Raw genomic sequence first — 12,776 nt, 5'->3', positions numbered from 1 at the left:
CTCCTGCAGGTTGCGTGTTTCAGGCCGCTTCGTTGGCGACCCGCAAACGGTTGTAGGCTTGTTGCTCATCGGCATCGAGGGCGATCAGATAGGGTTCGACCGGCTTCTTGAAGCTGACCATCCGGCCGTTTTCATCCTTCTTCAGGTGGCAATGGCAGAACCACTCGGCGTCATTGCGCAACGGATAGTCGACCCGGTGGTGGTACAGGCCCCAGCGGCTTTCCTTGCGAAACAGCGAGGCGCGAGCGGCCATTTCCGCGCAGTCGCGGATCACCGAAACCTCCAGGGCACGCATCAACTCGTGAGGGTTGCCGGCCTTCATCTGGTCGAGATCGGCCTCGATGGCAGCGAAACGCTCCAGGCCGATTTCCATCTTTTTCGTGACCTTGGGCGGCTGCAGGTAATCGTTGACGAAGCGCCGCAGCTTGTACTCGACCTGGGCTGGCGGCAGACCGTGTTCACGCTGCAACGGCGCGTAGACCCGGGCCTTTTCCCTGGCGATCTGCTCGTCGTCCAGCGCGGTGAAATCGCGTCCGGCGACATAGTCGGCGGCGTTGAAACCGGCGAACCAGCCGTAGGTGAAGGCACCGAGCATGTAGTTGTGCGGCACGGCGGCCATGTCACCGGCCGAGTACAGGCCCTTGACCGAGGTTTCCGCGCGTTCGTTGACCCAGACGCCCGAGGCGCTGTGACCGCTGCAGAAACCGATCTCGGAGATATGCATCTCGACCATCTGCTGGCGGTAGTCGGTGCCCCGCCCGGCATGGAACTGGCCGCGGCTCGGACGTTCGTTGCTGTGCAGGATTTCCTCGATGTTCTGGATGGTTTCCTCGGCCAGGTGATCGAGCTTGAGGAATACCGGACCGTTGCCGCCTTCGAGTTCCTGGTGGAACTCCCACATCATCTGGCCGCTCCAGTAGTCGCATTCGATAAAGCGCTCACCCTTGTTGTTCGCGGTGTAGCCGCCCAGGGGACCGGTGACGTAGGCGCAGGCCGGGCCGTTGTAGTCCTTGATCAGCGGGTTGATCTGGAAGCATTCCAGGTTCGCCAGCTCCGCCCCGGCGTGATAGGCCATGGCGTAGCCGTCACCGGCATTGGTCGGGTTCTCGTAGGTGCCCATCAGGTAGCCCGAAGCCGGCAGGCCCAGGCGGCCGGCGGCACCGCAGCAGAGAATCACCGCCTTGGCCTTGATCACATGGAAGTCGGCGGTGCGGCAATCGAAACCCATGACGCCATTCACCGTGCCTTCGGCATCGGTCAGCAGGCGGGTCGAGATCAACCGGTTGGTGATCTGCACCCGGGCGCGCTTGAGCTGGCGATACAGCACCTTCTTGATATCGTGGCCCTCGGGCATCGGCAACACGTAGGCCCCCATGTGGTGGACCTTTTTCACCGCATAGTCACCGGTCTCGTCCTTCTCGAACTTGACGCCCCAGCGATCCAGCTGCTGGATGGTTTCATAGCTGTATTCGGCGTAGGCCAGGACCGCCGCCTGGTTGACCACGCCATCGTTGGCGACGGTGATTTCCTTGGTGTACTGCTCCGGCGTGGCGTGGCCGGGAATCACCGCGTTGTTCAGGCCGTCCATGCCCATGCTGATGGCGCCGCTGCGCTTGACGTTGGCCTTGTCGATCAGCAGCACGCGCAGGTCGCGGTTCTTTTCCTTGGCCTTGATCGCCGCCATGGGTCCGGCGGTGCCGCCGCCGATGACGACGATGTCGTATTCCTGTTCGAGGGTATTGATCGGGTTCATGGGCGCGCGTCCTTCTGACGGTCGATACGCAGGCGGTACTGGAAGGAGTCGCCGCGGTAGTAGAGGTATTCGAAATCCAGCGGAGCGCCTTCGGCATCGTGGGTCAGGCGCTCGATGCGCATGATCGGCGCGCCCTCCTCCACGTCCAGGGCCTGGCCCAGCTCGGCGTCGGCGAGCACCGCGTCGACGGCCAGGTCGGCGTGGCCGAGGGCGATACCGCAGTCGTTTTCCAGAATCAGGAAGATGTCGCGCGTGACCAGGTCGGCCTTTTCCAGCTTCTCGCCAACGCTGTGGGGCAGATAGGTAATTTCCAGGGACACCGGCTCGCGGTTGATCAGGCGGACCCGCTTGATCTCGCTGACCAGACTGCCTTCGGGCAGCGCCAGGCGCTCGGCAACCCGTGCCGAGGCCGGCACCTGCTTGAAGCTGCGCACCCGGTTGAGCACTTCGTAGCCCATCTGCGTCACCGACTCGGCCAGGCCCTGCAGGGTGGAAACGTTCTGGAACGCCTTGGGCTTGGCGACAAAGGTGCCCTTGCCGTGGATCTTGAAGATCAGCCCTTCCTTCTGCAGATCGCCCAGGGCCTGGCGCACGGTGATGCGACTGACCCCGAAGGCCTGGCCCAGGTCGTTCTCCGATGGCATGCGCGCCAGGGGCGGATAGGTGCCATCAAGGATGCGGGTACGCAGCAAGTCCTTGAGCTGGCTGTAGAGCGGGACGGGAGACAGTGGAAGCAGTTGCGCCATGGGCTGGTCCTGACTTGTTATAACAAGATATGGCGTGAACCATATAGGAAATAACCCTGGCCGCTGAAATACCCAATTTATATATGGTTAGAAGAAAATACCGAACGGCCCGCCCGTCATGGGCAGGCCAGCCCTCAGTGAATGCTCAGGCTGCGAAGCCGGCTGGTGGCCACGTTGACATGGAAAAGCCGACCCTGGCGGTCGCTGAGAATCCAGTCCGAGCCACTCTGGCGGATGCGTAGCGTCTCTTCCTCGGGCCAATCCAGGATTGCGCATAATTGCGAGGTGTCGCGGTTCACGAAGTGAAAGCGCCGTCGTTTGCCATACACCGAAAAACCCGTCACCAGCCAGTGCTGATCGGCGTATACGCTGGCCTCGGTATCCTCGGTGATCTCGGGAAAACGAAAGCGCCGCAGACGATTCTGGCCGTTGACCACCAGTTCCTGTTGATCATCGGCCGGGGATTCGAACCAGCATTCGATGTATTCACCCAGGCAATACAACTGCCAGGAGATACTCGCCCGGATCGGCTTCGGTTGCGGATCACGGGACTTCAGCCGGCGCTCGGGCAAGCTGTAGGTCCACTGCTCCAGCGTGCTGTCAGGCAACCGCAGCAGCCAGTACTCATGGTCCGCCGTGACTTCGAGGGACACCAGGGGGCCGGGCAGATCGCCGACATGCCAGAGCGTGGCCAAGTCCCTGTCGATATCCACCACTCGCACCTGCCCATGGGTCACGATGGTCCAGGCCACCCCATCGAAACGCCTGGCAAAAAGCGCCAGGGGCAGAACGCCCAGATCCGTGGCAGTCCCAGTCACCAGGTCAAGCTTGCTGATACGCCACACCGAATCGCGCTGTATCAGTGCCAGGGCGACCCGGCAATTGTTGCCGATCACCAACTGACTGGCCGGTACGGTGAAACGTCGACCGATACTGCCCTGGCGATCCACCACCGCAACCCCCGACTCACCCAGCGCCACCAGGTAATTGTCATCACGCAGCGAGACGGCGTCGTACAGTGCATAGCTGCCCGGTGACGGTGCCGACCAATGCGGCACGGGGATCACTGACTGCAAAGCCTTCGATTGATTGGGGGTAATCACCCCGGCGGGCATATCGAGCTTCAGCAATTCGTCGCCGCTGAGCTTCACCAGGGCGTTCAGGTCCCTTGCCGTCACGCCGGGATGGCCGCCGGCATGATCGGCCAGCACCCCATGGACCATCGCCGCCGCCATCGACCGCACGCTGGGCGACGACGCAGACACCCTGATCAGCTCGATGGCCAGGACGGCACGCTCGTCAGCGCGCTCGCAATCGTCACGCAGTGCACGGACATAGGACTCATAGACCGCCAGGGTGTCGGGCAACAATACTGCTCGCTTGACCAGTGCAGCCGCGGCCAGGGTGCCGCCTGCGGCTTCGGCGTTGAGCAACCATTGCCGGGCCCGTTCGCGCTCGCCGGACAGCGGCCAGATCACTTCCACGGCGTCCAGCCAATCACCTTGCCCCACCAACATATCGGCCCACTCCAGACGCAGGCGCTCAGCCGCTTGCGGCCATTGGGCCTGGAGGCTCAGGACTGCCTCGGCGAACGCCCGATCCCGACGGGCCACCTGCAACGCCCTCTGCCAGTCGCCGGCCAGGCACAGCAGGCGAACAATCACCGCCGGCCGTGAATCCCAGGTCAACGCCAGTTCCGCCGCCTGCTGGTAGCGCTGGTGCTTTTCCAGATAATCCAGCGCTTCCTGGCGCACGTGCAGAAGCTCGGCGAGGACATACACCGCCTCTTCGATACGTCCCTGGCGGTCGAGGCGCTCGAAGGTCTGGCGGTAGAGCTTGCGCAGATGAGCCTGGAAATCCTCCGCCAGATTGAAGGTCAGTGTGGCCCCCCTGGACTGGCCCATCGTCAGTTCATCCCGTGGCTTCGGCGCGCCAAATGCCTGCCCGGCGGAAGGCTGGTCGCTGTCCAGGGGGATGGCATGGCGCAGGGCCTGGGCGATATCGCCTTGCTCGAACATATCGAGCATGCGCTGCATGTAGGCGGCCTGGCGCCGATCCAGCAAGGTCTTCAACTGTGACGCCATGGCCATCCGGCCCAGCCACTGGCGCCAAAGCGATGGTTTGCGGTGATTGGGCGGTTTGCGCTCGGGGACCGGGGTGTCGTCCGCGGGAGCAGTCGGCGGGGCCTGTTTCTTGTGGGCCTGGGCGGCCAGGGCCTGACGCTCGATTTCGATACGTCCGTGGAGCACGCGTCGCAGCAACCACAGGATAAAGGTCAGCACCGCACCCGAGAGAAAAAACCAGACCGGGTCGAAGCCTCCACCGGCCGACGCCTCGACCACCCGCATGGGCACGGTCTGGCCAGGCACGACAGGCGGGGAAAGTACCGCGCTCTCCCAATAGATAACCAGTACCGCAACGACAGCCAGTCCCGGTACCCACCAGGCCCGCGCCGAGGACGTTTCTCGTGGTTCACGGGATTTGCCTGCCGCTACGGCGGGCATCTTGGCCCTGGCGGCAGCGGCAGCCTTGAGCGCCTTGCCCATCACATCGCGCTCGGCACTGGGGGCACCGATCACATCGCCCAGCACCTGGTGAATATCCTGCGGCTCCCAGACCTCCAGCACCGGTTCGGGCAGGACTTCACGGCAGTCGTAGGTTTCCAGCAAGGAATAGTGATCGATATCGAACCATTGGCCCGGTTGCAATTCGACCCCGTCAGCCAGGTTCAACGCCTGGACACGGGCATCGCGGATCAACCAGAGATCCGCCAGGGGCAGCGCGCTGATTTCAGCCGGTTCGAGCCTTGCCGAACACAGCGCCCTCCCCTGGCGGACCAGCGGCCAGGGCCTGAGACGATCGCAGGCCATCGACGTGGCCTGCTTGAAGCACAGCACATCGCCCTCGGCAAAGCGGTAGACACGGGCCCCGGCTGCCAGTGCCGGACGATCTGCGCCTGGCTCGTCGCCTCATCGAACCAGTCACGGGGAAACCACAGCGCATCGACGGGCTGCCAGCCGACCAGTCCGGGACGCCGGATGGACATCGCAAGGACTTCACTCATTGGAAAGCTCCTTGCGGGCGGTCTGTATCTGTAGCCGTATCTGGCGTTCATTCACGTCGTAGACCACCAGCTCACGCGTTTCGGTGATCAGGGCCAGGATCCCGGAAGCCGGGCAGAAACTGCTTTTCAGGATTCGCGAGGTCGCCGCGTAGAGTGTTTCCGTCCCTTCGGAACTGACCAGGAGGATACCGGTGCCCCCCTCTACGCTGACCACCAGGGCGCATTGCCCGCTCTTGTTCTCATGAAACAGACCGATGGCCCGATAACCTGGCCTCAGGTCGATGCGGGTCATCGGCTGGGGATGGCTGCTGGGAGTGAACACTGTCCAGCTCTCCCGCTTGCCATGACCATTCTGCACGGCACAGGCACCAAAACGACGACGCCAGAATGGCAGGAGAGAAAACAGTACCTGTGTCGCCTCGCGACCATCGCCCAGGGCGAAGGGTTCGTAACGGGTTGCGTTGAGAGTCACGTGACGAACAGACAACTGGCCCGCACTGCGACTGGCATACACCAGCGTATCGTCATCGATCCGCGCCATGCCCAGCACATCGCGATCACGGTAATGGGTGATATTCCCCGAAGAGCCCGGCGTACCATCCTTCTCGGCGGCCATCCAGAACGCCAGGGTGCGATTGCTTGTCAACAGGAAGACCCGGCTGCTCTTGGACGAATGCAGCCACACGACAGGCCGCAACGTAGCCGTGGCGGCAGGCACCAACAGTTCTTCCTGCGGAGGCCGGCTGGCCGGCGTGATGCGCGGTATCTGCCAGAAGCGCAATTGGTCGCCCGCACTCAGGATCGCGCCGATTTGCCGGTTCTGAAAGGTCATCCCCAGTGGCGTTGCCTCACGGGGCCAGAGTTGGCGAATGACCTTCGCGGCTTTCTTCTGCCCGAACCTGGGAATCGAGAAAACCAGCACACCGGGATCATCGAGCAGGCGCACAGCCACATGAGACCCGGTAGTGGAAATCATCGGCGGCAAGGTCAAGGCAATCCTGGCGGTCGTGGTCCTGTGCGCATCCACCGGCACGATATGATCGAACTGCCCCTTGAGCAGTCGCCTGGCCGCCGCCTCGTCGGGCAGAGGCAAGACAATCGGCACACGCCCCGCAGGCTGCGCCTGCAACTCCAGCGCCTTGCCGAACAGGCCCTGCTGGATCTGCAGGCGACGTACCGCCCGGTCCTGCGGGCCCGGCGCCACAGGCAGGCGCTGGCCCACCAGCCAGCACTCGCTTATCGACTCCTCCTGTTCACCGAAGAAATTCTGCCAATGCTGCCAATGCTGTGCGGTCACCGTCGCATAGGTGCGGGCGTCAAGCAGGCGGCGCAGTTGCGCCGGCGAATGCAGTTCGAACAGCCCTGGTTCCTGTTGCAATACACCCCAGCGGAACTGCGCACCATGCTCGCCCGCCCGCCGGGCCAGCAGGATCATCAGCGCCAGGTGAACCAGCCGTGCGCCTCCCAGTTGCAGGGGCCCGGCATCGAACAGTACGACGATCAGCCGCGACGCCTGCTGCGCCCGCAGTTGCGGCGCGAGAAACAGGTGCTCGCCACTGGAAGCCCGGCGCAGGAACTCATCGGCAAACTCATCGGCCAACAGCCACTCACTGGTCAGCAGCCGCTCATAGGAGCCCCGCCGGCGCAGGTCGCCCAGGCCATCCGGCTCGGGGACACCCCCCTGTTGCGTGCCCTTGAAGGGCCCGAGCACAGGGCTGATGCAGCCCAGCAAGGCGCCGAGGGTCGGCACCAGTTCCGGGGCAAACCACTCCAACCATTGGCGCCAGGGTTGCAAGGATTCGGGTAATTGCATGACAGACCTATGGCGCCGGACGAAGACAGGGACTGCGTGAAAGAAAAAGAACCGGCATGCCACTAGCCCCAGTACGTATCAATGCGTGCCAGCAGCTCGGTGCTGACCGGCAGCAAGCGGTCCAGCGGCACGCAGGTTGCCGGTTGATGCCAGACCAGCAGCGGCTGCCGATCGAATTTCGCCAACAAGGCCTGGGCCAACAGGTCCAGCGCCGCATCCGGCTGCCACAGGCTGGGCAGCCAGAGCTGCGGGGCATGCTCACAGGCGCAGGCGTAATCGACACCCGGGACCCAGGGTAGACGTGAGGCCTCGCCACTGACGATCAATACGTCACGATTGGCCGTGGCCTGAAGGCCCCGCCGCTGGTCGCCGCTCATCGACGACAAGCGTGCATGCAGTTGCCTGGCGACGGCCCCCCAGGCCACCGCGGCAACCGGTGGCGCGGGATCGGGTTGCACAATCCAGCCCCAGGTCACCAGGGAGGACAAGGTCATGTCGCCGGCATCAGTTGCTTGGCCAGCAGCCCCCGCAGGCCGAGCAGTTCGGGAGGCATGCTGTCCTGTGAGAAGTTCGCATCGATCTCGCGCAATACCGCTTCGGACTCGGCCGGGTCGAGCACCTGCCCGGAAGCCACGCGCATCAGGCAATTCTGCGCTGCTTCCACCAGGCGACTGGCGCGGGACAGCGGCTGCAACGTCGCCTCCTCCACGGCACTGAACAGGTTGCGATTACTCGACAGTTGCAGGACATCGCGCAGCACCTCACGGCCATGCTGTTGGGCTTCCTTGGTCGCCAACGCATACAGCAGCGGCCAGAGGTCCGCCTCGCTGGCCTGCAGGCGGCCACCCAGCAGTGCGGCGGCGGCAATCAGTCGCTGGGACTTGACGATGCGCCGGTCGGACAACTGGATGCCCGCCGCACGCAAGCGACGAATCGCGTTGGCCAGTGCAGGCCGAACCGTCTCCATGTCCACTTGCGGCACAGCCTGGCTGAGGGTGTCGAGCTCACCGAGGTTCATCAATTGCCGCACCGGCAGCCGGTCCGATTGCCAGCCGCCACTGAGCAGCGCCTCGAGCTGATTATCCGCAACCGCGTCGACAAACAGATGCAGCAGGAAACGGTCGCCGAATGCAGCCAGCGCTTCGTCGTCGGGTAAGCCGTTGGCGGCACCGACGCAGATGCGCAGCGGGCAGTGGATCTGGGTATGCCCACGACGGAAGCGGCGTTCGTTGAGCACGCCGAGCAAGGTATTGAGGATCGCCGTAGAACCGAGAAAGACCTCGTCGAGGAAGACGATATCGGCTTCCGGCAGCATGCCGCTGACATCGGTCTCGACCGTGCCTTCTCGCAGCTTTTTCAGATCGACCGGGCCGAACAGCTCCGACGGCTCGGTGAAACGCCCGAGCAGATACTCAAAATAGCGCCCGCCCATGGCCTGGGCCACGCGACGTACCACGGCGCTCTTGGCCGTTCCCGGCGGACCGACCACCAGCAGATGCTCCTGGGCCACGGCGGCCAGCACGATCAGCTCGGCCAACTGCTCACGTCCGATCAGTCCTTCGGTTGCCGCCCTGACGCCCTGACGAATGTGTTGCGCGGCTAGCTGTATGGCGGCCAACATACGACGGATCCTTCCCGAAACAAAAGTGCGGATCTTGCCTCAAACATAGCTGATAGCAAAGCGCCTTCATGCTTTTTCCTTGCTTCGGCAGGCACGGGTGCAGTCGACTCTATGGTTATGCGAAGAGGTTATTTAACCAAAGCCCCCCGCCTCTCATAAGCTCCACCCACCGGACCACCGGCCCCACCCTTCTCACTGTTGTTCCTGCGAGGTGTTCATGGTCGCCCCGGTTCCCGGCATTACCCGTTCCCGCCTGTTGCTTTCAGTCCTGGCCGCCACGTTGTCCCTGGCCGCCTCCTGCGTCGACGCCAACGAGACCCTGCGCATCGGCTATCAGAAATCCTCGACCCTGATCACCTTGCTCAAGAGCCAGGGCACCCTGGAGAAAGCCCTGGCCAAGGATCATATCGATGTCAGCTGGCACGAGTTCCCCAGCGGCCTGCCGCTGCTCGAATCATTGAATGTGGGCAACGTCGATATCAGTGCGGATGTCGCCGATACGGTGCCGGTATTTGCCCAGGCGGCTCAAGCCAGATTGACCTACTTCGCCCAGGAGGCCGCGTCGCCCCAAGCCCAGGCGATCGTGGTCAGGAGCGATTCACCGGTCACGACCCTGGGCGACCTCAAGGGCAAGAAAGTCGCGGTGACCAAGGCCGCCGGCAGCCACTATCTGCTGATCGCGGCGCTGGCCAGGGCCGGGTTGAAATTCAGCGATATTACCCCCGCCTACCTGACTCCCGCCGACGGCCGTGCCGCCTTCGAGAATGGCAAGGTCGATGCCTGGGTGACCTGGGAACCTTTCCTCAGCGGCGTCCAGCGGCAACTGCCGACCCGCACCCTCGCCGACGGCCAGGGCCTGGCGAACTACAAGCGTTATTACCTGGCGAGCACGCCTTACGCCCAGTCCCACCCGCAAGTCCTGAAGCAGGTGTTCGCCGAACTGCAGAAATCCGGAACCTGGATCAAGACCCACCCCAAGGAGGCCGCCGAGATTCTGGGGCCGCTCTGGGGTGGCCTGGATACGGCGACGGTCGAGGCCGCCAACCGCCATCGCAGCTATGAAGTGCAGGCGGTCAAGGCCGACCAGCTGGGTGAACAGCAGCAGATCGCCGATGCGTTCCTCGCGGCCGGCCTGCTGCCGCAGAAGATCGATACCCAGGACGTGGGGATCTGGCAGCCCTGAGTCAATGACGACCACTCGCGAGGTCGGGTGACAGCTATCCGCAGACGCGGGTCAAGGTCACCTGGCGCGCGACATCGCACAGCCCACCGCACTCAGGGCAATCGCCAGGCCGGCCAGGGCATAGACCCAGCTGGCCGAGGCCACCGGCAACAGCACACCCGCCAGCAACGGCCCGACCCCGGCACCGATATCGCGCCACACCGCATTGGACGCCAGGGCCTGGACCCGTCCGGCACCGGGGTTACGCCGGGCCACCAGGGTCACCACCAGCGGCAGTTGCAGCGCCCGCAGGATCAGCACCGATCCGGCCCCGAGGATCAGCCAGTGGCTGCCGAAAGCCGCCAGGGCCAGGCCGCTGAGGATCGAGAACAGCAACAGCATGCGCACCACGCCGTAGCTGTCGGCGGCCCGGCCACCCAGGGGGCTGAGGAGCATTTCCGAGACATAACGCAGGGCCATCAACGCCCCGGCGATAATCACCGCGTTACCGCCCAGCACGGCGGAGGCCTGCAACGACAGCCCGAAGATAAACAGCCCGTCCAGCGCCACGCCTTCGACAAACGACCAGATCGCCACACTGTCCGGCCAGTTGAAACGCCGCCCGGAAGGTGCCGACAGTTCATGCCCCACCGTCGGCAAGCCACGCGCCACCCACAAGCCGATCAGCGAGGCCGCGCACAGCAGCAGGAAAATCAGCCTTGGCCCGAACTGCAGGCTCAACCAGCCGCCCGCGACCAGGGCGATCATCGGTCCGATGGCGATCACCGCCCGCGAGCGCCCTGCCCGGCGCGCCGCACCACTGGGTTCCAGGGTCGCCAGTACTTGCGTCGAGAGGTTCAACGCCGCATAGGACAGGCCCCAGCCCAGGCGCAGCAGCAACAGCCAGAAGAAACCGGAGATCAGCGAATTGCCCAGGGCGCACAAGGCACTGACCCCGGCCGCCAGCATCAGCGTCGAACGATCGCCGTGGCGGGCGTAGTAACGCAGCACGTACCCGTAACCGAAGATCCGCACCAGGCGGTTGGCCGCCAGCAGCACCCCGGCCTGGGCCAGGGTCACGCCAAAGGCCGCGGTGTTCATCGGCAGCAGCAGGTAAAGCAGGACATCGCTGGGCAGGCACAGGGCCAGGACGATGGCGGAACGACGGGAGGCGGAATCGGTCGGGTGAGCAGCCACGGCAGGCATGTGGGACGGGTCTCTACGACGAGGAGCAAGAGCCGGTAAGCATGCCGGTTTGAAACAATCTCTGACAATGTTTTTGTAGCCCCGCGGCCGATGTTGCTGGAGCAACAGTGCTTCAACAGAGTGTTCGCAAGACGACACTTACCAGCCTCGCTCAGCCAACAGACCGGCTTCCCCCTGTCGATCGTTCCCACACTCCGGCGTGGGAGCGCAGCTCGTGACGCTGCGCGTCACACCGGCGGACGCAGAGCGTCCAGGGAGGCATTGCCACGCAGAGCATGGGAACGATCAGTCACGCTCGACAGGCAACTGGCACAGAGCCTGCATTATTCCATTTAAGCAGTTCATCGGAGCCATGACTGCTTATTCAGAAATAAGCACCGCCATCCCTCTCCTGGAGCATCCGATGAAAGCCCTCAACCCCATCACCCACGCCGCCCGCCTGCTGGCCGCCGCCACGGCCCTGGTACTGGGCCTGCAACCGCTGGCCCAGGCCGGCGAAACCGTCCCGGCCGAAGTCCATCTGGATTATGCCTATTACTCGCCGGTAAGCCTGGTGCTGCGGCATTTCGGCTGGCTGGAAAAAGCCCTGCCCCAGAGCAAGGTGACCTGGGTCCTGAGCCAGGGTAGCAATCGCTCCCTGGAATACCTGAACAGCGGTGGCGTCGATTTCGCCTCATCCGCCAGCCTGGCAGCGGTGCTGAGCCGCGCCAACGGCAGCCCGATCAAGTCGGTCTATGTCTACAGCCGCGCCGAATGGACGGCCCTGCTGGTACGCAAGGACTCACCCTACAAGACCCTCGCCGACCTCAAGGGCAAGAAGATTGCGGCCACCAAAGGCACCGATCCATACCTCTTCACCCTGCGCAGCCTGCAACAGGCCGGACTGGGCAAGGACGACGTGGAACTGGTCCACCTGCAACACCCGGATGGTCGCATCGCCCTGGAAAAAGGCGATGTCGACGCCTGGGCCGGACTCGATCCGCATATGGCCGCCAGCCAGATCCAGGCCGGTTCGCGCCTGCTGTACCGCAACCCCGACTTCAACAGCTACGGCGTGATCAGCGTCACCGAGACGTACGCCAAGGAACACCCGCAGACCATTGAGACGGTGCTCGGCGCCTACGAAAAAGCCCGTGAGTGGGCCCAGAAAAACCCCGACGAACTGGCCCGGTTGCTGGCGACCGAATCCGGCCTGCCACTGGATGTCGCCAAGCTGCAACTGTCGCGCACCGACCTGAGCAACGCCCGTCTCGGCCCGCAGGACCTGGTGTCATCAAAGGCCGCGGCACCGATCCTCGTGTCCGAGGAACTCGTCCGTCGTGGCGTCAACGTCGACCAGGTGATCGACCAGTTGATCGATACCCGCTTCAACAACGTCGCCGTCGCCAAGCAGTGACCCGGGCAACCCGCG

At 63.9% G+C, this 12,776-nt stretch carries 8 protein-coding genes and 1 pseudogene; 2 read left to right on the top strand and 7 right to left on the bottom strand.

The window, feature by feature from the left end:
* Positions 1-19: 19 nt before the first annotated feature.
* From KI243_RS13655 to KI243_RS13630, 6 genes and pseudogenes are all read right to left on the bottom strand, one after another.
* Positions 20-1,744, bottom strand: a complete 1,725-nt coding sequence (locus tag KI243_RS13655; protein ID WP_177116439.1) for a fumarate reductase/succinate dehydrogenase flavoprotein subunit — start codon at positions 1,742-1,744, stop codon at positions 20-22.
* Between the two features lie 5 nt (positions 1,745-1,749).
* A complete protein-coding gene (locus tag KI243_RS13650; RefSeq protein ID WP_017125001.1) occupies positions 1,750-2,499 on the bottom strand; it encodes a GntR family transcriptional regulator in 750 nt (249 codons plus the stop codon).
* Positions 2,500-2,633: 134 nt separating this feature from the next.
* Positions 2,634-5,545, bottom strand: a pseudogene (locus KI243_RS13645) (bpX6 domain-containing protein).
* 10 nt (positions 5,546-5,555) lie between these two features.
* Positions 5,556-7,376 carry a hypothetical protein gene (locus KI243_RS13640; protein WP_042934868.1) on the bottom strand — a complete coding sequence of 607 codons (1,821 nt, stop codon included), beginning with the start codon at positions 7,374-7,376 and terminating at the stop codon, positions 5,556-5,558.
* Positions 7,377-7,438: 62 nt separating this feature from the next.
* Positions 7,439-7,870 carry a hypothetical protein gene (locus KI243_RS13635; protein ID WP_017124998.1) on the bottom strand — a complete coding sequence of 144 codons (432 nt, stop codon included), beginning with the start codon at positions 7,868-7,870 and terminating at the stop codon, positions 7,439-7,441.
* Positions 7,867-8,997 (bottom strand): AAA family ATPase, encoded by a 1,131-nt coding sequence (locus KI243_RS13630; RefSeq protein ID WP_017124997.1) that lies wholly within the window; start codon positions 8,995-8,997, stop codon positions 7,867-7,869. Before KI243_RS13630 ends, KI243_RS13635 begins: the two co-directional genes overlap by 4 nt.
* Positions 8,998-9,214: 217 nt before the next feature.
* On the opposite strand from KI243_RS13630, the gene KI243_RS13625 reads away from it, so the two are divergent.
* The gene (locus KI243_RS13625) at positions 9,215-10,180 is read left to right on the top strand and encodes an aliphatic sulfonate ABC transporter substrate-binding protein (RefSeq protein ID WP_017124996.1); all 966 of its coding nucleotides are present in this window, start codon (positions 9,215-9,217) and stop codon (positions 10,178-10,180) included.
* A gap of 57 nt (positions 10,181-10,237) precedes the next feature.
* On the opposite strand, the gene KI243_RS13620 is transcribed toward KI243_RS13625, so the two are convergent.
* Positions 10,238-11,365 carry an MFS transporter gene (locus tag KI243_RS13620; RefSeq protein WP_017124995.1) on the bottom strand — a complete coding sequence of 376 codons (1,128 nt, stop codon included), beginning with the start codon at positions 11,363-11,365 and terminating at the stop codon, positions 10,238-10,240.
* Between the two features lie 403 nt (positions 11,366-11,768).
* Here KI243_RS13620 and KI243_RS13615 point away from each other — a divergent pair, with 403 nt between their 5' ends.
* Positions 11,769-12,761: an aliphatic sulfonate ABC transporter substrate-binding protein gene (locus tag KI243_RS13615; protein WP_017124994.1), complete on the top strand. Its 993-nt coding sequence runs from the start codon at positions 11,769-11,771 to the stop codon at positions 12,759-12,761.
* Positions 12,762-12,776 lie beyond the last annotated feature (15 nt).

The sequence above is a fragment of the Pseudomonas sp. Ost2 genome, assembly GCF_018326065.1.
GTDB classification, from domain to species: Bacteria; Pseudomonadota; Gammaproteobacteria; order Pseudomonadales; family Pseudomonadaceae; genus Aquipseudomonas; species Aquipseudomonas gingeri.
The sequence above is the reverse complement of the archived record's forward strand: the minus strand, read 5'-3'. Positions and strand labels throughout refer to the sequence as shown.

What these genes read in the sequence shown, in the direction of transcription:
- KI243_RS13650 (WP_017125001.1), bottom strand. Translation starts at nt 2,499, where the DNA reads ATGGCGCAACTGCTTCCACTGTCTCCCGTCCCGCTCTACAGCCAGCTC.
- KI243_RS13640 (WP_042934868.1), bottom strand. Translation starts at nt 7,376, where the DNA reads ATGCAATTACCCGAATCCTTGCAACCCTGGCGCCAATGGTTGGAGTGG.
- KI243_RS13635 (WP_017124998.1), bottom strand. Translation starts at nt 7,870, where the DNA reads ATGACCTTGTCCTCCCTGGTGACCTGGGGCTGGATTGTGCAACCCGAT.
- KI243_RS13630 (WP_017124997.1), bottom strand. Translation starts at nt 8,997, where the DNA reads ATGTTGGCCGCCATACAGCTAGCCGCGCAACACATTCGTCAGGGCGTC.
- KI243_RS13625 (WP_017124996.1), top strand. Translation starts at nt 9,215, where the DNA reads ATGGTCGCCCCGGTTCCCGGCATTACCCGTTCCCGCCTGTTGCTTTCA.
- KI243_RS13620 (WP_017124995.1), bottom strand. Translation starts at nt 11,365, where the DNA reads ATGCCTGCCGTGGCTGCTCACCCGACCGATTCCGCCTCCCGTCGTTCC.
- KI243_RS13615 (WP_017124994.1), top strand. Translation starts at nt 11,769, where the DNA reads ATGAAAGCCCTCAACCCCATCACCCACGCCGCCCGCCTGCTGGCCGCC.